The following is a 20,515-nucleotide window of genomic DNA, read 5'->3' on the forward strand; positions in this document are numbered from 1 at the left end:
ATTTTAGGGGTTCTTCTAGGTTATCGAAGCTGCCACCCCCTCCTCGCAATAAGATCTTTATTTATTCGTCATCAAGCAGGGTGATGCATCCTTGCTCGAGTTGCTTAATTCTGGCGTCGAAACTTTTAATGGCTTCTGTATTTTTGGATGTCTGATACAAATAAGTTATTATACCTTTAGTTGTTTCATCAGGATCGCAGGCATAAGATTTTTCCAAATAGGCAACCGTTTTAAAGGCTAATTTTTTATAGTCTTCGAGTATTTTGCTGTGCAATGCAGCGTCGTTAGCGCTGGCCGCCTGATTCATTTTTGCAACCATTTCCTTGCAATCTTTAGCATAAAAACTGCCCAAAGCCAAATAGGGTACGTAATAGCCTGGCGTTAACTTAATGCTGCTTTCGTAGTACGGAACGGCTTTATCCATTTGATTGCTTTCCTCGTAAAGTCTGCCTAAATGATAAGTAACGTTAGAAATTTGTTTTGTCTTTAGTTCGGCTTTTCTGTTTAGTAGCGATAAGCCTAAATCAATCGCTTCTGCTCGCTTCTGCTCGCTTTGCTGGCGCCATCCTAACCATTGTATAATCCCAGTACAAATCTTCGATACTTTTAGTTTGAGCGAAAACAGAATTAATTCCAATAAATAATAAGAGGGCTAATAGATATTTTTTTTTCATGTAGTAAATTTAATGTTCGAAAATAAAAATAATGTTAAATCATCAGCTTTTTTGTATGGACAAAAAAAAGCATCAACTTTTGCTGATGCTTTTAACATTATACTTTCAACTTATTCAAGCTTTTATTTCTTTAATCCAATTTCTCTTAATCTTTCATCCAAATATTCACCTGCAGTCATATCGCTGTAAGCTTTAGGATGTTCTGCATCGATTGTAGATGGTAAACTCGTTAAATCCATATCGCTACGCGGATGCAGGAAAAATGGTACCGAAAAACGAGAGGTCTTCATTAACTCACGAGGTGGATTTACCACTCTGTGTGTAGTCGATTTTAATTTATTATTGGTTAAACGTTGCAACATATCGCCAACATTTACTACAATATCCGTGTGATGTGCTTTTATTGGTAACCATTCATTGCTGCGGGTTAATACTTCAAGTCCATCGGCACTAGCACCAATTAATAAAGTAATTAAGTTGATGTCTTCGTGTGCGCCTGCACGAACAGCGTCATCAGGGATAACTTCAGGGTTTTCAATCGGGAAGTAATGGATACCTCTTAATATCGAATTTCCGTTATGTACATGCTTGTCGAAATAATCAATTGGTAATTCTAAATAAGTAGCAATGGCACGTAAAAGATGTGTTCCATTCTCTTCCAGTTTTTTGTATGTATCGCCTGTAACTTTATTAAAATCAGGTAATTCTTCTAGGATTTCATTATCTGGGTATTCATTTTTAACTGGATCACCATCGGTAACTTCCTGTCCGATTTGCCAAAACTCTTTCAAATCAGGCGTTTTAGCACCTTTAGCGGTTTCCTTACCAGCGCTGGTGTAACCACGCTGACCTGCAAGTTCAGGTTTTTCGTATTTTCTTTTAGTTTCTACTGGTAAAGCAAATGCCGACTGAATGTTTGTGTAAAGTTTATCAATCAATTCCTGACTTAAGCCATGGTTAGTAATGGTTACAAAACCAGAATCGTTAAAAGCTCTTCCAAGCTCATCAGAAAACTTTTTGCGTTCTTCTTCAGTTCCATTGATGTATGAACCTAAATCTAAACATGGAATATAGGGTGTAGACATAATTTTTTATTTTAATGTTCTACGAATTTAAAAAAGAATTGTTAATAAGTGTTTGGAGGCTTGTGATTATGACTTTATTAATTTAATTATCAGTGTTTTAAGTTATTAACATTGAATGCAAAATCCACAAAATATCGCTTTGTCACACAAAATCCATTATTAATTATTGAGAAACTTTAAGTCATTTTATTTCGTAATATAGTAAGGAGAATGTTAATAGCTTTAGCTGCAGTATTCTTAAAAATCACACACACACAACATGAAAAAAATAATTTTAATCTTATTATCGGTGTTGGCCTTAAACCAGGCCAATGCGCAAGGAAAGAAAACGGAAAAGGCAACATTTGGAATGGGTTGCTTTTGGTGTACTGAGGCTATATTTCAAAAATTGAAAGGTGTAGTTTCCGTAAAATCGGGTTATGAAGGCGGCAAAATTGCAAATCCAACCTATGAAGAAGTTTGCACGGGCTTAACTGGTCATGCCGAAGTTTTAGAGATTACCTATAACCCAATGCAAATTACTTATAAAGATTTATTGGAGGTTTTTTGGAAAAGCCACGATCCAACAACTTTAAACCGTCAAGGTGCAGATAGCGGAACCCAGTACCGTTCGGTAATTTTTTACCATACACCAGAACAAAAAGAGTTGGCAGATAAATACAAGGCAGAGTTAAACGCTGCGAACGCTTATGGCAAGAAAGTAGTAACAGCGATCGAACCTGTAAAGCCGTTTTATGTTGCCGAAAGTTATCATCAAAATTATTATAAAAACAATGCTGATGCACCATATTGTAGATTAGTGATTTTGCCGAAACTGGAAAAACTGGAAAAGATTTTTAAGGCAAAACTTAAATAAGTTTTAAAGGCAATAATTTATGCTCAGGCAAAATCTCTAATGGAGTTTTTTGCATGAGCATTTTTGTGTTCGGCAGAATTTTTTGTTTATAAACCTGATTGCAATGGAAAGCCCGCACCCCAATTTAAGCACAATTATTAATTTTTATGGTTTGCTTGATTACTTCGCAGGTTTTATGAGGGGGCGGCTTGCAATGAAAAGCAGGAACAAGCTTTAACTGAAATACAGGTATTGCTTTTCGATTAAAATAAAGCGTATTTGATTTGTAAATTGTCAATTAATTGTTTTGAGCAATTAAACAATTAACCAACTCCGAACTTTCCGATGGTAAATATTACATTTGCAATATGAATACTGGCTTACAGCTTTACAATACGCTTACTCGTAAAAAAGAACTCTTTCAACCTTTAAATGCGCCCAATGTTGGGATGTATGTTTGCGGTCCTACTGTTTACAGCGATGTGCATTTAGGTAATTGCCGCACATTTATGTCGTTCGATTTAATTTTCAGGTATTTAAAATACGCTGGATATAAGGTTCGATATGTACGTAATATTACCGATGCCGGGCATTTGGAAGGCGATCGCGATGAGGGTGATGACAAATTTGCAAAAAGAGCAAAGCTGGAGCAATTAGAGCCAATGGAAATTGTGCAGAAATACACATTAGGTTTCCATGATGTAATGCGCATGTTTAATACCTTGCCGCCAAGCATCGAGCCAACCGCTACAGGGCATATTATTGAGCAAATTGAAATGATTAAAGTAATCATCGAAAATGGCTATGCCTACGAAATTGGGGGCAATGTTTATTTCGATGTAGAAAAATATAGCAAAGAATACAATTACACCATTTTAACCAATCGTAACCTCGAAGATATGCTGAACAACACCCGCGAACTGGGTGGACAGGATGAAAAACGCGGTAGACTGGATTTTGCATTATGGATTAAGGCAAAGCCTGAAACTTTGATGCAATGGCAATCGCCCTGGGGAATGGGGTTTCCAGGCTGGCATATAGAATGTTCTGCAATGAGTGCTAAATATTTAGGTGCCGAATTTGACATTCATGGTGGTGGTATGGATCTAGCCGCAACGCATCATACCAACGAAATTGCCCAGTCTGAGGCTTGCAGTCGCCACCAGCCTGCTCGTTTTTGGATGCACACCAATATGCTAACCGTGAATGGAACCCGCATGTCTAAATCAGCTGGTAACGGATTTCTTCCTTTACAGTTATTTACAGGCGACCACCCGCTTTTGAAAAAGGGTTATAGTCCGATGACGGTTAAGTTTTTCATGATGCAGGCGCATTATCGCAGTACTTTAGATTTCTCTAACGATGCACTTGATGCATCGGAAAAAGGTTTTCGCAGGTTAATGGCTGCGGTTAATTTATTGGATAAATTATCAGTTTCTGAGCAAAATGAATTTGATATCGATGCATTAAAGGAAAACTGTATAAATGCAATGAATGATGATTTTAATAGTCCTGTTTTAATTGCAGAGTTGTTTGAAGCGGTAAGAATTATTAACACTGTTTACGATAATAAAGCAAAAATTTCGGCCGATGAACTGGAGAAATTAAAGGCTTTGATAAACGATTTCGTTTTCGATATTTTAGGTTTAAAAGATGAAGAATCAGACAATTTAGAATTAAACAGCGTTTTAGATATGGTTATCGAATTGCGTAAAGAAGCTAAAGAAAACAAAGATTACGCTACATCTGATAAAATTAGAATTGGTTTACAGGAATTGGGTATTCAGCTCAAAGATGGTAAAGAGGGTACAACCTGGAGTAAAGCATAGTTTAGAACTACGTTTCTTATTGCGATTTTAATTTTAGTAGTAGCTCATTCCCCCTTCGAAGGGGAAGCATAATGTTTATAGCAGGGCGCAGAATTCTATAATTTATAGGAAATTAATAAAATGAATAAAAAACTTTTAATACTGCCTTTAATTGCAATTATCGGATTTCAGGCCTGTAAGAACGATAAAAAAGCAACAGAAGAAACCACAGTACAAGAAATAAAATTGGTTTCGCCAGAATTTAATGCCGATTCTGCTTTTGCCTATACCAAAGCACAAGTAGATTTCGGACCAAGAATTCCAGGCACTACGGCTCATCAAAAATGTGCCGATTATTTGGTTGCCAAGCTAAAATCTTTCGGTGCTGATGTTAAAATTCAAGGGGAGAAAACAACTACCTACGACGGTAAAAGCTATCAGTTGAAAAATATTATGGCATCTTTTAGTCCTGAGAAAAAAGAAAGAGTTTTGATTAGTGCCCACTGGGATGCTCGCCCGTTTTCGGATCAGGATACAGACCCTGCAAACCATACAAAAGCTTTTGATGCAGCAAATGATGGTGGAAGTGGTGTTGCGGTAATTTTAGAAATGGCTCGCCAAATTCAGCAAAAACAGCCAAATGTTGGTGTCGATTTTGCTTTATGGGATTTAGAAGATTATGGTAAAGCAAATGATGAAACACCTGATGAAACGACCTGGTGTTTAGGTTCTCAGTTTTGGGCAAAAAATGCAATATCTACTGGCTATAAAGCATTATATGGTATTAACCTCGATATGGTAGGGGGCGGAAGCGCTCAGTTTACTCAAGACGAAATTTCTCGTCAGGCCGCACCAGATGTTGTAAGTAAAGTTTGGAACATCGGTAGCGAAATTGGTTACTCATCATATTTTGTAAGTATTCAAAGTGGTAAATTGGTTGATGATCATTTCTGGATGAACAAAGCAGGTGTTCCATCGATTGACATTATTCACTACAACGATAACAGCGGTTTTTACATCAACTGGCATACGCAGTTAGATAATTTAGCTAACATTGATAAAAATACTTTAAAGGCGACTGGGCAAACGGTTCTCGAAACCATCTATCGCGAAAAGTAAAATGTTCAATTGTTAATTACTTTTACAAACACACTTCAAAGAAACTTTTATATTCGTCATACCTTATTAAAACACAAATGAAACAACTATTCTCAACCACAATAGCGGTTGCTTTAACTTTAAGTGCTTTTGCGCAGAAAAGCGATGGAACCACAAAATCACTTGTAAATGCTGAAAATGAATTCGAAAAATCGATTGCTAAAATCGGTGACAAGGATTCGTATCTGGAATATTCTTCGGCAAATACATTGGTTTTCAGGCCTAACCCTGTTAATGCAAAAACTTTTTATGGTGCGCAAACTAAAGGCATGAACGAAGTAAGTTGGGAACCAAATTTAGCTAAGGTTTCAAAAAGTGGCGATTGGGGTTTTACAACCGGAACTTATCAGGTTGGTAAAACCGATAAAAAATATGGTCAATACCTTTCTATTTGGAAGGCTGAAGGTGGTAAGTGGAAACTTGCTATCGATTTAGGAACTGAAAGTAATAAGCCTCTTGCTAAAATTGCAGATAGATTTGTTGAGCCTAAAGAACGCATTGCACCGAAAACTTTTATCAATGAAAAAGAAATAAAGGCAGGTAAGGATGTTATTCTTACTACCGAAAAAACACTTAATACCTTCCTTAAAACACATGGTATTGGTGCTTTTGGTGGGTTTTTAACTAATGATGCCCGTTTGCTTTTCCCTGGCAACGAAGCCATTGAAGGAAAAGGAAAAGTGCTTTCTTTTTTAAACGGTATGATCGGTAAAATCAATTTAAAAACGACAGGTGTTGATAAAGCAGCGGGGAGTGATTTTGCTTATACCTATGGTGTTGCAACTGTAGATTATAAAGCAGATTTACGCGAAAGTTTTAACTATGTATTTGTTTACGAAAAAGCTGCCGATGCAAGCTGGAATTTAATTGTTCAGGCCTTTGTACCCGCAGAAAGATAATATTTTAATGTGAATGTTGAAAAGGGCTCTCCGTAAAAAGAAAGCCCTTTTTTTATAAGTAAATCCCTAATTTTACGTTTATTCCTAAAACAAGTTTCATGTATAAAAAATCATTTCTTTTACCGCTCTTTACGCTATTGTTCTTAAATGTATTTGCACAAAAGCAAAAATTCGATGTACAGGGAAAAGCTGGTGCTCGTGGCATTATGCCCGAAAACACAATTAAAGGCATGTTAAAAGCATTGGATTTAGGTGTGCATACATTGGAAATGGATGCAGTAATTTCGAAAGATAAGCAAGTTGTTTTATCGCAGGAACCTTATTTTAATAACGAAATTTCTTTACAGCCAAATGGGAAGGCAATTACCTTAAAAGATCAAAAGAACTTCAATATTTATAAAATGAATTATGATGAAATAAGGAAGTTTGATGTTGGAAGTAAAGTGCATAATCGTTTTCCTGGGCAAATGAAATATAAAGCTTCCAAGCCTTTACTTTCTGAAACCATTGATGCTGTTGAGCAGTATGTAAAGGAAAATAAGCTGGCCAAGCCTGTTTATAGTATCGAAACGAAAACAATTAAAAACGGCGATAATGAATTTCATCCAGAGCCGGCAGAATTTGTCGATTTGATTATGGATGTAATTAACAATAAGAAACTTGCAAAAAGGGTTATTATCGAATCTTTCGATATGAGAACTTTGCAATACTTACACGAAAAATATCCTAAGATTCAAACTTCTTTACTTATTGATGAAAAAGAACCTTTTGAAACTTATATTGAGAAGCTTGGGTTTAAACCTACCATTTATAGCCCATATTCTATTTTAGTTGGAAAAGGACTGGTTGATCGCTGCCATGCAATGGGCATTAAAATAATCCCGTGGACGGTAAATACAATTAAGGATATTAAATATTTTATGGATTTAGGTGTTGATGGCGTAATTACGGATTATCCGAATTTAATCAGCCAGATTCAATAGCTTTAAAAGCATAAAAAAAGCGCTGATGTAAATCAGCGCTTTTTTTTATGTCATGTTATTTTATCTTAATGATGCGGCTCAGCAGTTTCTGCTTTCTCATGATGTGCAGGTGCTTCAGTTTTTTCGTGAGATGACTTAGGTTCTTCGTGATTGAAAATTGGTCTGGTAAATGCAACGCAAAGAATTAATACAATAATCCATGCGGTTAATGGCAATGCCCAAATACCTTTTGTTTCTTGAACTGGTGCGTGTGAGTCGTGAGCTGACATATCGAATATTTTTGATTTAAGATTTATGCTTTGTAATTGTCTGGTAAAGATAGCAACAAAGTTTAAATTATAAAGATTTGAATTTATTTATCTAAAGAATCCGACGATCTACTATGCCCGATTTTTTCCAGCCTTTACCATTCGTTCGCTTATAAATCACACATGTATCTGAAAAATAGTTCTCTTCGTTTTTGCTTTTAGAACTAAATGCGGTGAAATTAATGAATGCATATTGTCTATCATTGCTGAAAATTGGTTCAGATGTTTTAAAATAAAAAGTCTTTATTTCTGATGACAATTTGATCGTTGAGTAATTTGTACCTTTTAAATTAATTTTCTTTGGTTTTGTCAATTTTGCCTTGGCGCTCAGATATTTTTTCTCCTCATCAGAAAATTTAGAATTTAGTTTTTCATCCTTGAACAAATATACATTGTGATATGGATGATGTTCATCGTCTTTTATTTCATGAAGAACTTTTGCTGATTTTAAATTAATTCCATCCAACCAAAATCTTTTAGAATAAAACGGTTCAGTTGTGTTAATGATATAAATTTTTGAAGGTTGCTTATTGCCTAAAGCCGTAGTAATTTTGAAATTTGATTTATCAGAAAAAGTTAATCTATAAATTTCTTCTGATTGGCCATACCCGTTTTTGAAGCACAAGAAAATTAATATGATTAAAGAGTATCTTAACATATTAACTTACTATTTCAGTTTCACAACAAATCTTTAATAATTTTTTCGATAGATAAGCCTTCAGCTTCGGCACGGTAATTACGCACAATACGGTGGCGCAGGATTGGTTCTGCAACAGCTTGTACATCCTCGATATCGGGCGCATATTTACCTGAAATTGCAGCGTGACATTTTGCGCCTAAAACTAAAAACTGCGAGGCACGCGGACCAGCGCCCCAACTGATGTACTTATTAATTGCATCAGTTGCAAATTCGCTATTCGGACGGGTTTTAGCGGCAAGTTTTACCGCATATTCTAAAACGTTATCCGTTACCGGAATATCACGAATTAACTTCTGGAAATATTGAATATCATCTGCATGGATGATTTTTTGAAGCTGAATGGCTTTATTACTCGTAGTGTTTTTAACAATTGTTAACTCATCAGCAAAAGCTGGATAATTTAACTGGATGTTAAACATAAAACGATCCAATTGCGCCTCAGGAAGCGGGTAGGTGCCTTCCTGTTCAATAGGGTTTTGAGTGGCCAGTACAAAAAATGGCTTCGGTAAAGTATGGGTTTGCCCTGCAGCGGTAACCGATTTCTCTTGCATGGCTTCTAATAAAGCAGCCTGAGTTTTTGGTGGTGTACGGTTAATTTCATCGGCAAGAATTATATTTGAAAAAACAGGCCCTTTAATAAATTTAAAGTGCCTGTCTTCTCCTAATATCTCTGCGCCGATAATATCGCTCGGCATTAAATCGGGTGTAAATTGAATTCTATTGAAATCGAGGTCTAAAACCGATGCTACTGTTTGTACAAGTAAAGTTTTTGCTAATCCAGGTACGCCAACCAACAAACAATGTCCGTTGCTAAATATGGCGATTAAAACAGATTTTATAATGTCGTCCTGACCAATTACAACCTTGCTGATTTCAGCTTTAATGTTATTAAATGATTGGTGAAGAGCATCTACAGCTTCTACTTCGTTCTTATACTGCATTGGCGTTATTTAGTTTCGGTATTCTTTTTAGTCCAGATTTTTAACTGGTCGCAATCTTGAAATTCATCATCAATTTTAATGAAAGTACTTTCACGACGTTTCTCAAACCATTCGCTTAAGGTACGATTTGTTTTGTCGCTTTGTGCGGCCTCCTTAATTTTTGGAAAATCCTGTGCTAAATTTGCTTTGTGTGGTGGTATTTTAGATTTTAAATATAAAATACGATAACCTTGCTTACCATCAGCAGCCGTAAATAAATCGGGCTTAGAAACACCGCCAACTTTCATTGTATCAATAACTAAAAATACAGATGGATCTAATTTATCAATTGGAATAAATGTGGTTCGTGCCTGTACGTTTTCTGCATTAAGCATCATACCGCCGTTATACTTAGTTTCTTTATTATCCGAATACAAATTTGCACCAGCTGCAAAAGTTAATTTTTTAGCGATAATGTTGTTGTAAATACTATCTGCATGAATTTTTGTTCTATCTAAACTCGCCTGTGTACTTTTTGGCATAATTAAGATGTGACGGGCATGAACTTGTTCACCTCTACGCTCGATTACCTGCAAAATATGGTAGCCAAACTCCGTTTCAAACACTGGCGACATTTCGCCTGCTTTAAGTTTAAAAGCCCATGCTGTAAATTCTTTAGCCATCATACTTCTGTCGAAGAAACCTAAATCGCCACCATCACTAACCGAACCTGGATCTTCTGAATAAGCTTTAGCTAAAGCACCAAAATCCTCGCCACCTTTAATTCTTAAACGTAATGCTTCAATTTTATCATGAAACCGCTCTTTTTCTGCTTTAGTTAGCTTTGGGTTTAAAACAATTTCACCGATTTCAACTTCTGTATTAAACTCTGGAAGAGAATCACCTAAGGATTTGAAATATTTCTCAACTTCCATTGGTGTAACGTTAATGTGTTCGGTAATTTTCGATTGCATTTTTTGGGCAATTAACTCATCCTTAATCGATGGTCTCATTTCATCCTTATATTGCAATAATGATTTATTTAAAAATTGCTCCAAACGTTCTTGTCCGCCTGCACGTTGAGTCATCGAACGCATTCTTCTGTTAACCTCATCATCAACCTGATTATCTTCTACCATAACCGAATCGATTTCGGCTTGCTGTTTCAATAATTTCTGGGTTAATGTTTGTTGTAAAATCATACACTTAATACTTGGGTTGGGTTGATTCCCCTGATATAAGTATTGCGTATATTGTTGATTTAAATCAGATAATAAAACAATGTTATTACCTACCACAGCAGCAACTTTATCAATATTATGCTTGCCTGGTTGAGCGTAAGTATTTAAAAACAAACTCAGTAAGGCGGTTACTGCTAAAAAAACTTTCTTCATTCTATTTATTATATTTTCAAATTTAATACTAATGGTTTAATTAATGCGGATTGAAGGCGATTTATAACTTCGCTAATTTTTTCACTTCATTCTCATTAATCTTTACCAGATACTTTTCGCGAAGATTTTTTAACCAATCTTCTTCCAGTTTCTGTTGATAATCGGCGATAACTTCGCCTCTTATTTCACTTAATTCTTTATTGTAATTCTTTTTGTTTTTTCTGTAAAAATCGTCAATTGCCTGCTCGTCTTCCTGTGCTTTTTCCCAAATTTTTTGTTCAGAAACGTTAAACATTAAAACGCCTTCTTTATATTCATTTACCAGATAATTATGGTCTTTACCCGAATTGCTTATTTTTTTATGCGTAGTTAAAGCACTTTCATAAGTTTTAACTTCTTCCTGGTAGGTGGCATTTTTATCCAAACCCATCTCACGGGCATCCAATACTTTTAATTTAAAATCAATGTATAAGTTTAGGTAAGCCAGTAAGTCGTTATAATCTGAAGGTGTGTTTCCGTTATGACTTTTTTTATAAGCCCACATAAACTCCTTACTACTTAAAGGTTTACTGTTAATTATGGCCACGTTTTGAGCAAACGCTGAACTACATAACAAACTGAAAACAAATAAGCAATATGCTTTTCTCACACAGAATATTCTATAAATTTTAAAGGATAAAAGTAACAATAAGCAGGGCTATTATAAGATATTTAACTAATTTTAACAGAAATTATTATACTGCAAAAATACGAATGGAAAGTCAGGTTACCAACAATGCGAATGCTTTACGATTATTTTTTACAGATGATGTTTTCGTTGTTGAAGATAAATCTGTTGAAATCGTGCTTCCTGCTGTTACTGATGCGGTTTCTGCAACAGTTTCTATTCCAAAGATTGAAGCAAAAGAAGCAGTTGTTGTAGTAGAAAACACCGTAATTCCTGCCGAAAAACCGTTATCACCATCAGGAAGTTATGCGCAAAAAGGCGAAATTCTGCCTATTGTGGAAGAACCTTTACAACCTAAAGCATTTAAATTTTTAGGAGGAAATAAAAAATCGGTATTGATTTTAGTAAACGATGCAACTTACGATGTGAGCACAGAACAAGGTAGAGAATTACTTAGAAAAATTGTAAAAGCAGTTGATTTAGCTACACCCGATTTTGCCTTATTAAATTATGCTAATTATAAGGGAACAACTTACGCGGAATTACATCAATTTTTTAAACCACAAATTATGCTTTCGTTTGGGGTAGAGGCAAGCCACTTACAACTTAATTTAAACTGGGCAGGAGAAATTATTGTTCATGAAACAACGAGGATAATTTTTGCGCCTAATCTTCATCCTTTAGATAGCGATTTGTCAGCCAAGAAATCGCTTTGGGGAAATCTCCAGAAGATTAAATAATCGTCAAATTTCCAGAACCATTCACATTTTTTATGAAAAAGCTTGTTTTCGCAACGAATAATAAAAATAAAACAGAAGAGATTCGTTTAAGCCTTAGTGGCCAATACGAAGTGCTTAATCTGGAAGATATAGGTTGTTTTACCGACATCCCAGAAACGGCTGATACTTTTGAAGGTAATGCAACATTAAAAAGCAGTTATGTTGTAGCGCACTACAATTTAGATTGCTTCGCTGATGATAGCGGCCTTGAAATTGAGGCTTTAAATAGTGAACCTGGTGTTTATTCTGCCCGATATGCTGGAAGCAGAGATCCTTTGGATAATATTAAACTGGTTTTGCATAAACTAGAAGGCATAGAAAATCGAAAGGCCAGATTTAAAACGGTGATTTCCTTAATGCGTGGTGGCGAAAATTATTTATTTGAAGGCGTAATCAATGGCACTATAAGAACAGAATTATCGGGTGCAAAAGGTTTTGGTTACGATCCGATTTTTCAACCTGACGGTTACCAGATTACATTCGCCGAAATGGAAATGGCTGAAAAGAATAAAATTAGCCATAGGGCAATTGCACTGCAAAAGATGATCGCGTTTTTAAAAGGATAATTTTTTTTTAAAGGAAACGATTACTCTTCTTTTTACTTTGTCTGTTATCCAAAAAAGTAACAATTTCCAGCGTATTTTCATTTGGTCTCAATCTGTAAACTATAGATATATGCGGAATTACTGAACCAATGTAAGTAAACTTGGTTTTGTAAGTTTTTCGGCAATAAAAGGCTCTTTGCTAATCGTTTCGATGATGGAGAAACCCGATTTGTAAATTTAATCTATTGCTTAGTCGGAATTTTTTCAACCTTAACAGAATCTTTCTTAGGTAAAATAGGCTTAATTCCAAAATTTGGAAGTGAATCTGTTTTTGAAACAACTTTAGGAGTTGCAGGTTTTTGATCCGCCGCCTTAACTGCTGCAGGTTTTAAATTGGTTGTTTTTGCAGTTGATATAGCAGTTTTAGCAGGCACAGTTTTAGGTTTTACCTTGGCTTTCCCCGATGCACCAATAGCTTCTTTTTTAGATTTTGGTCTTTCTTTCGGTTTCCAAGAAAATCCTTTAAGCACATTATCTTTTTCTACTTTATTTTCTGGATTAAGTGCGCCCTCAATATTATTTACATAAACAATATGTTCGATGTCGTTATTTTTAAAAATGAATTTTATCCGACTACTTAAAGTCTGGTTCATTTCCTTGTAAACCTTCGTGCTGTCATCCTGAGTATAATAAATACTCTCTGCATTACCATCCACAAATAAGGTTTTTAACTTACCCTCGGCAAAAAAGCCCGTCATAAACCGACCTTTAATCTGATTAAACCTTAATGAATCTGCGGGTGTATTAACCAAAAAAGCATTTTTAAAAGCCTGCAGGTTATTTAGCTTATTCTGTTTAAACTGAACATAAATGGTATCGCCAATAACCTGAGAGCCTTCTGACCATATAATTGGGTTCCCGTAACAACGTAAAGTCGAATCAGCCGAAGTGTAAAACAAACTGTCCGTTTTAGCCTGAATATTACTTTTGAAAATTTTCACATTGTGATAAGCTCTGATCACACGGGTAGTTACGGTATCGGCGGGGTTAAACACCGAATCGGGTTTTACAACGCCTGCTTTTAAGTTTGAAACCGTTTTATTTAAGGTGTCCCTTATTCCCTTGTTATTTAGCTGTTTTGAAATACTATCTACGCCAGGTTTTGGTGTCTTCTTTAATACATCAGTAATTGCAGTTTTCTTTTTTTGTAAGCTGTCTTTAGCTTTCAGCATAGTTTTGGCAACCGAGTCGGTAACTTTTTTTGCTAAAAGGATTTTCTGCAGGCTATCTGTTTTTAGCAGGTTTTTAGCAACAGAATCTGCCTTAAGTTTTAAACTATCTGGAATGTTATCAGGTAAACCATCTGATTTCTCAGAATTCTTTTTGTCCTTCTTGCTTTTAGGTTCTTTGCCACTTTTTACGGGTGGTTTAGTACTGACCGTTGCTGTTGGTGCTGCTTTTGCTTCTGGTTTTGCTTTAACTGGCTTTTCGGTTTCATCTTCATCTTCGCCAATCTGATTATCTGCCTTAACCGAAATTTTAGGAATAAGCTTTAAGGTTTTTTGTAAAACCATTTGGGTTTCGAGTGTGTCGGCGCCCAAGCGTAAGGTATCGGGTATTTTTTTGTTTTTAACCGTTACCGAATCGCCCGAAATAAAGTCTACAAAAGCATTTTTCGTTACCAGTGTTCGCTGATCTATTTTGTAATAATAGCCTAAATCTCCGAACATTTTGGTGCCATCTTTTTTGTCGGTAAAAACAATGTTTTTTACCGCTTTACCATAACCAACTTTGCCAAAATAATATAAGCTATCGCCCTTTAATGATTTTGTACCCTGGCTATATAAGTTCTTCTTTCCAAAATAAGCATCCTCGCTTAAAGTATTATAAGCACCATTTTCGGTATATAAATTATCATCTTTACCCTTAATGTTGGTAGGGCCATAAAAATAAGTCCATTTACTATCGAGGTTGTAGCGCATGGTATCCGACTTAATCGTGCTTTGAGGCGTAACCACCACAACATTATACCTGAAATAAGAATCGCTGCTATTACTAAAATAATAACCGTTTTTGCTTGTAAGGGTTACATCCTGGGTTTGAATTTTGCCACCAGTAGTATAGGTTCCAATTTTGCTTGCCGTATTATAATCTAAAACGTTGGTTGTTAAAAGCGATTTAGGGTCCTTCATCTGAACATTACCCGTTAAATGCGCTTGCTTTTTATTCCCATCATATTGCAGCTCATCCGAATAAATATCGGTTGTTAACTGCTGTATGTGTACATTTTTATAGGCTTCAAAATAGTTTCTTTCGGTATAAAGAACCGCACTATCGCAACTTAATGTTGCATTATCCTGCTGGAAAACAGGGTTTTTTATATAAGAAACACTCTTTTTCCTATCTCCAGTAACTTGAGAAGAGCTAATGATTTTAATGATAGAGCCCTTTTGCTGACCGAATAAGAATACGGGGCAAATCAGGAAAAAAAGAAAGATAAATGTTTTTTGCACTCTACAAAGTTAGTTTTTTGTTCCGAACGTTGGAAACTGGTTAAAATTAAATATTTTTGATGGATGTTACCTTTAAAACAATTTCAGGATTTTATTGAACAACAGGAGCTGTTTAAAAAGGATAACAGAATTCTATTAGCCGTTAGCGGGGGTAAAGATTCGGTACTAATGTTGCATCTTTTTAAAGCTATTGGTGTTGATGTAGGTGTAGCGCATTGCAATTTTAATTTAAGGGCCGATGAAGCTCAACGCGATGAAAACTTTGTAAAAGTGCTTGCTCTTTCTTTAAATCTGCCTTTTTATGTAACGCATTTTGATACAAAAAAATATGCGACTGAAAATAAAATTTCGACACAGATGGCCGCAAGAGATTTGCGCTATAATTGGTTTGAAGAAATCAGGGTAAAAGAAGGCTATGATTTTATTGCTTTAGCGCAACACCAAAACGATTCGGTAGAAACTGTTTTGATTAATTTGGTGAGAGGAACAGGAATTAGCGGACTACATGGTATTTTGCCTAAACGAAATAAATTAATCAGGCCATTACTTTTTTTAAGTCGCGAAGAAATCAATCATTTTGTTGATCACGAAAACATCAACTTTGTTGAAGACAGTTCGAATGCGAGCAAAAATTATCTTCGAAATAAACTTCGTTTAGATGTTATTCCCCATTTGCAACAAATAAATCCTAATCTGGAACATACATTCGCCGAAAATATTAATCGTTTTGCAGAAATAGAAACGTTTCTGAATTTGCAAGTTGAGGAGCTTAAAACAAAACTGCTTTTAAATAAACCCGATGGAATTTACATTTCAATTGAGGGTATAAAAGCTCTGAAGCCGCAGAAATTACTCCTATACGAATTGCTGAAGCCTTATGGTTTTGTTGAGCCTGTAGTTGCGGAAATTATAAGTGCATTAGATAAGCAAAGCGGAGTGAAATTTTTAAGTCAAAGCCACCAGGCGACTATTAATCGCGATGATTTAATTATTAGCACAATAATTTCTACAGAAAATGAGCATCGGGTTATTCATTCGAACGAAAGTTCGTTTGAATTTAACGGGAATCAATTTGAACTTAGCTTTTCTGGAGATGTAAAATTTGAAGTAAGCAAGAACAAGGTTTTTATTGATGCTGATATTTTGTTGTTTCCTTTAATTATAAGGAATTGGCAAAATGGCGACCGATTTATTCCCTTTGGAATGCAAACCTTAAAGAAAATAAGCGATTTCTTTATTGATGAAAAAGTGCCTTTGCATTTAAAAAGTAATATTCCGATTTTGGTTAATGGAAATGGAGAAGTTATTTGGATTGCAGGAATGCGACAGGATAACCGTTACAAAATATTAAAGTCAACAAAAAAAGTTACTATATTCGAACTCAAAATAAATTAAGTGGAAAGCAGATACGCATATATCGAAAAACAATACATCGGCAGAGATTATGTTCGCATTTTCATTAGGTTGATTATGGCTGCATTTTGTTTTGCAGCTTATGTTTACGAACGCGATCGAGATAATACACAAGATTTGTTTTTGGTTGTTGGTTTCGGAATTATTGGTGTTTCGATGCTGTTACTTTTTTTAATTCAATATAAAATTGTTGTAGATAACGGAAGTTTAATTTTGGATGGACTTTGGACAACCAAAAGAGTAAAGATTGACTTAAATAGTGTTGTCGAGGTTAAAAAGGCAATCTACAGTCGCTATTACTTTAACAATCCTGTTTATAATTTACATACAAAAGGAACCATTCGTTTCTACTCTTCGGGTAAAGACGCCGTTGTGTTAACCGATCGTGATGGCTTGGAGTATTTTATTGGTACTCAAAGGCCTAACGAATTGCTCCTGGTTATAAAGGACGAAATGAAAAAGCTGAAATAGTTCATTTTCCAGCGGGGAGCTTTTTTCTCGAAATTCATCAATTAATTTTTTCTTTAGATTGCAAACCGCTCTGTATTAGTTTGCAGTGGTTTTTTTGTTTGGGCATGCATATTGGATTATGTTAACCAAACATGCTACTATGAAAAAAATATTATTCTTCCTTTTTGCGCTTGTAATTTCCTCGTTCGTAAATGCGCAAACTTACACGCCGAAAGTTTCAAAAGATTCAGTTGGTATTTTAACAAACAGAATTGACGTACTTAAAGCTAGTATTAAGCTTTTAGAATTGAAAATTGCCGAATCAAAAGAAGAAACTGAAGTAGAAAAACTTAGATTAAAGTTGTTAGAAGCTAATGGAAATTCAAAAACATCAGCCGAGCGCGTTAGTAATCATAGTGCCAAAACGGTTTCAGGTTCTTCTCTAGATTTAAAAGCAATGGAAAAGCTATCTAAAAAATCGAAAGCCGATGCTGAAAGTGCACTTAAGGCTTTAGAACGTTTTAATAAGCAAATTTCGAGCGTTGAAGACATTCGTTCGCAAATTCAAAGCGAAGAACGTAAGCTGGGTTACAAAAGCCCTAAAATAGTTTACACTTACAAATAAAATATTATTTAATAGTTTAAAATTACGCGCTCTCATTTGCGTGATTTATTACGCCCTCACTTTTCTTTAATATGGCTAAAAACCATCAGGATGAAGAATTTCTTTTTAAAGAAGAATGCCTCACCCTAACCGAAATTGCCGAACAAATTCATCGAGATTTAGGATTTGGCTTGCACGATTCGGAATATAAATTGGCTTTTGAATCGAAATTGAAATATCACGGCTTCGACTATGAGGCCCAGAAAAAATTTGCATTCAACTTTAACGGCATTATTTTACAGCATAAATTCTATGCAGATTTTGTAATTAAAGAAAATATAATTGTTGAAATAAAATCGGTTCCTTATCGGCTTAATGATTATGATTTAAAAGTGTTTGAACAATTAATTCTTAACAAGCCTAAAGCTGGGCTGGTTATTAATTTTTACAAAGAAGAACTGCACTTTAAAAAGATCGTATTACTGGCTTAGTATTGAGCAGGTTTCAATATATAAAAGGTATAATGCCTTTGGTTGTTTTTTGATAAGCAATGTATTCTGCACCGAAATAAGCTATTAAAACTTTCTCTTCAATTTTAATGCGGTATATAAATGAAGTTAGTGCGGCTAAGGTAACGAGGCTAAGTGAAACCCAATTGTTAAGGCTTAACCCAAACCCGATAAAGGATATTAATGATGCAAAATAGGATGGATGTCGTAGAAAGCTGTAAAAACCGTCTTTTTTTAGCTTATGATCTTTTTTTATGGTAACATCAACCGTGAAGTATTTTCCTAAGGATTTAACGATAATTAATCTGAATATTACGCCTGTAATAATTAAAGCTAAACCTATATAACGAATCAGTTGGTTTTCGTGAATGGGCAGATAATATTTTGTTGCAATGTACCCCGCAAGGAAAATAGCGATAACAACCGTTATCCAGATAATGATAAGGGAGTGCTGATCTGCATTTTGTTTATCTGTAGATTTTGAACGCAGAAGTCTGTTTAATACGATTTCTGATAAAATCCAGATGATGTAGGTAATTGTAAAAACGGATAACATATTGATGATTATAGAACTAATATATTGAAATAAAATAATTGTTGACCTGATGTTTCTCTTTTAATAAAAGCACGGTTTTAAATTTCTGTTATTTCGATTAATAAAATCTGACTGGTTTGCTGGAACCCAAATAAAAAGCTAGTTAGTAAGTTTAATAAACCCGGTTGTAGCGGAAAACCCGCAATGAAGGTAGGGCTGAGCGGGGTATGAGGATTTGAAGCGAAAAACGGGACTGACGCTAATTGAAATTGCTGCTTTTCCTTTTCAAAAAAAGAATAAATGTATGAAGAGTCACCCTGCTTTGATAGCCTCGGTATAACAAACTAAAAATTTAAGGCAGCGTACTCAAATTTGATGTTTTTTATTGCAATAAACCGACACGCATTATAGATTAAAACTGGCTACATTTGCGATAACAACAATACATTTATAATGAAGATAGGAATTGTTTGCTACCCCACTTTCGGCGGTAGTGGAGTAGTTGCAACAGAGCTTGGCAAGGCGCTTGCTAATGAAGGTCACCAGGTTCACTTTATAACATATAGCCAGCCAGCAAGGCTCGATTTCTTTTCGGCAAACTTGTTTTACCATGAGGTTTCGGTGAGGGATTATCCTTTGTTCGATTATGCACCATACGAATCGGCTTTGGCAAGTAAGCTGGTAGATGTTGTTCGTTTCGAGCAGCTGGATGTTTTACACGTTCATTATGCTATTCCGCATGCTTCGGCGGCGTTTATGGCCAAACAAATTTTGGCTAGTTACGGTATTCATATTCCCGTTGTTACCACGCTACACGGTACCGATATTACTTTGGTTGGTAAAGACCCAACTTATAAGCCTGTGGTTACCTTCTCGATCAATCAGAGCGATGGGGTTACAACGGTTTCGCAGGATTTAAAAGAGGATACTTACCGCCATTTTGAAATTACGAAGGATATTAAGGTAATTCCTAATTTTATAGATTTTAGCCGCTTTAGTTTACAGGCTAAAGATCATTTTAAGAAAGCAATTGCGCCAAACAACGAACGTATTTTAATTCATACTTCTAACTTCCGTAAGGTTAAACGTACCGCCGATGTGATTCGCATTTTTGAGAAAGTACAGGCGGTAATTCCATCGAAACTGTTAATGGTAGGTGATGGGCCTGAGCGGGTATATGACGAACAGCTTTGCCGAACTTTGGGCATTAGCGACCATGTTCGCTTTTTAGGCAAGCAAGATGCTGTTGAAGAAATTCTTTCGGTTTCTGATTTGTTTTTGATGCCTTCTGAATCGGAAAGCTTTGGTTTGGCTGCATTGGAAGCTATGGCTTGCAAGGTGCCGGCGATTACCTCGAATGCAGGGGGCTTGCCTGAATTAAATATTGATGATTTTTGTGGTTATATGTGCGATGTTGGCGATATCGAAGATATGGCAAATAAGGCAATTACTATTTTAAGTAATGATGAAACGCTGAAGTATTTTAAAGAGAATGCATTTACAAGGGCGCAGGATTTTGATTTGAAAAAAATACTCCCTTCTTATGTAGATTTTTATAAAGAAGTGATCGAAAACTCTTTGCAAGCAAAATAATAAGAATTTATTTTTTAGTTAAAAGTCATCTGGTTATTCGAGGGCACTGAAAAAGTAGACTCAAAATGGTCTATAAAAAGATTAGCGGATGAGTAGGTCATAAGATCTCCATCCGCTTTTTGTTTTTTGAGTGTTTTTATATT

At 35.4% G+C, this 20,515-nt stretch carries 21 protein-coding genes; 12 read left to right on the forward strand and 9 right to left on the reverse strand.

Translation table 11 applies throughout. The annotated features are described in order from the left end of the window. Positions 1-61 precede the first annotated feature (61 nt). Together ACZZZI_RS13565 and ACZZZI_RS13570 are read right to left on the reverse strand one after the other, a co-directional pair. Positions 62-637 carry a tetratricopeptide repeat protein gene (locus ACZZZI_RS13565; RefSeq protein ID WP_463489689.1) on the reverse strand — a complete coding sequence of 192 codons (576 nt, stop codon included), beginning with the start codon at positions 635-637 and terminating at the stop codon, positions 62-64. Between the two features lie 159 nt (positions 638-796). Next, positions 797-1,759, reverse strand: coding sequence for an isopenicillin N synthase family dioxygenase (locus tag ACZZZI_RS13570; RefSeq protein WP_316756232.1), 963 nt, complete (start codon positions 1,757-1,759; stop codon positions 797-799). Positions 1,760-2,018: 259 nt separating this feature from the next. Between ACZZZI_RS13570 and msrA the strand changes: the two genes are divergently transcribed. The 5 genes from msrA to ACZZZI_RS13595 all read left to right on the forward strand — a co-directional run bounded on the left by msrA (position 2,019) and on the right by ACZZZI_RS13595 (position 7,442). Further along, complete coding sequence (gene msrA / locus ACZZZI_RS13575) at positions 2,019-2,615, forward strand: peptide-methionine (S)-S-oxide reductase MsrA (protein WP_316756234.1); 597 nt, start codon at positions 2,019-2,021, stop codon at positions 2,613-2,615. A 347-nt stretch (positions 2,616-2,962) separates the two neighbouring features. Continuing rightward, positions 2,963-4,423, forward strand: a complete 1,461-nt coding sequence (gene cysS / locus ACZZZI_RS13580; protein WP_463489690.1) for a cysteine--tRNA ligase — start codon at positions 2,963-2,965, stop codon at positions 4,421-4,423. Positions 4,424-4,543: 120 nt separating this feature from the next. Further along, positions 4,544-5,521 (forward strand): M28 family peptidase, encoded by a 978-nt coding sequence (locus tag ACZZZI_RS13585; RefSeq protein WP_463489691.1) that lies wholly within the window; start codon positions 4,544-4,546, stop codon positions 5,519-5,521. Between the two features lie 77 nt (positions 5,522-5,598). Beyond that, positions 5,599-6,459 (forward strand): nuclear transport factor 2 family protein, encoded by an 861-nt coding sequence (locus ACZZZI_RS13590; protein WP_316756240.1) that lies wholly within the window; start codon positions 5,599-5,601, stop codon positions 6,457-6,459. 98 nt (positions 6,460-6,557) lie between these two features. Continuing rightward, positions 6,558-7,442, forward strand: coding sequence for a glycerophosphodiester phosphodiesterase family protein (locus tag ACZZZI_RS13595; RefSeq protein ID WP_463489692.1), 885 nt, complete (start codon positions 6,558-6,560; stop codon positions 7,440-7,442). A gap of 65 nt (positions 7,443-7,507) precedes the next feature. On the opposite strand, the gene ACZZZI_RS13600 is transcribed toward ACZZZI_RS13595, so the two are convergent. From ACZZZI_RS13600 to ACZZZI_RS13620, 5 genes are all read right to left on the reverse strand, one after another. Further along, positions 7,508-7,711 (reverse strand): hypothetical protein, encoded by a 204-nt coding sequence (locus ACZZZI_RS13600; protein ID WP_316756244.1) that lies wholly within the window; start codon positions 7,709-7,711, stop codon positions 7,508-7,510. Positions 7,712-7,802: 91 nt separating this feature from the next. Further along, the gene (locus tag ACZZZI_RS13605; RefSeq protein ID WP_463489693.1) at positions 7,803-8,216 is read right to left on the reverse strand and encodes a hypothetical protein; all 414 of its coding nucleotides are present in this window, start codon (positions 8,214-8,216) and stop codon (positions 7,803-7,805) included. A 212-nt stretch (positions 8,217-8,428) separates the two neighbouring features. Further along, positions 8,429-9,391, reverse strand: a complete 963-nt coding sequence (locus ACZZZI_RS13610) for an AAA family ATPase (protein WP_316756248.1) — start codon at positions 9,389-9,391, stop codon at positions 8,429-8,431. A gap of 5 nt (positions 9,392-9,396) precedes the next feature. Further along, a complete protein-coding gene (locus ACZZZI_RS13615) occupies positions 9,397-10,764 on the reverse strand; it encodes a peptidylprolyl isomerase (RefSeq protein WP_316756250.1) in 1,368 nt (455 codons plus the stop codon). 61 nt (positions 10,765-10,825) lie between these two features. Next, positions 10,826-11,350, reverse strand: coding sequence for a hypothetical protein (locus ACZZZI_RS13620; protein WP_316756252.1), 525 nt, complete (start codon positions 11,348-11,350; stop codon positions 10,826-10,828). Between the two features lie 167 nt (positions 11,351-11,517). Here ACZZZI_RS13620 and ACZZZI_RS13625 point away from each other — a divergent pair, with 167 nt between their 5' ends. Then, positions 11,518-12,171, forward strand: a complete 654-nt coding sequence (locus ACZZZI_RS13625; protein ID WP_463489694.1) for a hypothetical protein — start codon at positions 11,518-11,520, stop codon at positions 12,169-12,171. A 32-nt stretch (positions 12,172-12,203) separates the two neighbouring features. After that, positions 12,204-12,776 carry an RdgB/HAM1 family non-canonical purine NTP pyrophosphatase gene (rdgB, locus tag ACZZZI_RS13630; protein ID WP_344766906.1) on the forward strand — a complete coding sequence of 191 codons (573 nt, stop codon included), beginning with the start codon at positions 12,204-12,206 and terminating at the stop codon, positions 12,774-12,776. Between the two features lie 221 nt (positions 12,777-12,997). On the opposite strand, the gene ACZZZI_RS13635 is transcribed toward rdgB, so the two are convergent. After that, entirely contained in the window at positions 12,998-15,268 is a 2,271-nt protein-coding gene (locus ACZZZI_RS13635) for an OstA-like protein (RefSeq protein WP_463489695.1), read from the reverse strand. A 63-nt stretch (positions 15,269-15,331) separates the two neighbouring features. Between ACZZZI_RS13635 and tilS the strand changes: the two genes are divergently transcribed. The 4 genes from tilS (at position 15,332) to ACZZZI_RS13655 (ending at position 18,226) form a co-directional block, all read left to right on the forward strand. Beyond that, positions 15,332-16,663, forward strand: coding sequence for a tRNA lysidine(34) synthetase TilS (tilS, locus tag ACZZZI_RS13640; protein WP_463489696.1), 1,332 nt, complete (start codon positions 15,332-15,334; stop codon positions 16,661-16,663). Continuing rightward, positions 16,664-17,152: a hypothetical protein gene (locus ACZZZI_RS13645; RefSeq protein WP_316756263.1), complete on the forward strand. Its 489-nt coding sequence runs from the start codon at positions 16,664-16,666 to the stop codon at positions 17,150-17,152. Between the two features lie 139 nt (positions 17,153-17,291). Next, the gene (locus tag ACZZZI_RS13650; protein ID WP_463489697.1) at positions 17,292-17,756 is read left to right on the forward strand and encodes a hypothetical protein; all 465 of its coding nucleotides are present in this window, start codon (positions 17,292-17,294) and stop codon (positions 17,754-17,756) included. 71 nt (positions 17,757-17,827) lie between these two features. After that, the gene (locus ACZZZI_RS13655; RefSeq protein WP_463489698.1) at positions 17,828-18,226 is read left to right on the forward strand and encodes a GxxExxY protein; all 399 of its coding nucleotides are present in this window, start codon (positions 17,828-17,830) and stop codon (positions 18,224-18,226) included. A 13-nt stretch (positions 18,227-18,239) separates the two neighbouring features. Here ACZZZI_RS13655 and ACZZZI_RS13660 read toward each other — a convergent pair whose 3' ends face one another. Next, positions 18,240-18,800 carry a methyltransferase family protein gene (locus tag ACZZZI_RS13660; protein ID WP_424056920.1) on the reverse strand — a complete coding sequence of 187 codons (561 nt, stop codon included), beginning with the start codon at positions 18,798-18,800 and terminating at the stop codon, positions 18,240-18,242. A 432-nt stretch (positions 18,801-19,232) separates the two neighbouring features. Here ACZZZI_RS13660 and bshA point away from each other — a divergent pair, with 432 nt between their 5' ends. Further along, complete coding sequence (gene bshA, locus ACZZZI_RS13665) at positions 19,233-20,372, forward strand: N-acetyl-alpha-D-glucosaminyl L-malate synthase BshA (protein WP_316756268.1); 1,140 nt, start codon at positions 19,233-19,235, stop codon at positions 20,370-20,372. The last annotated feature ends 143 nt before the right edge of the window (positions 20,373-20,515 follow it).

This window comes from Pedobacter sp. AC190 (genome assembly GCF_979258025.1).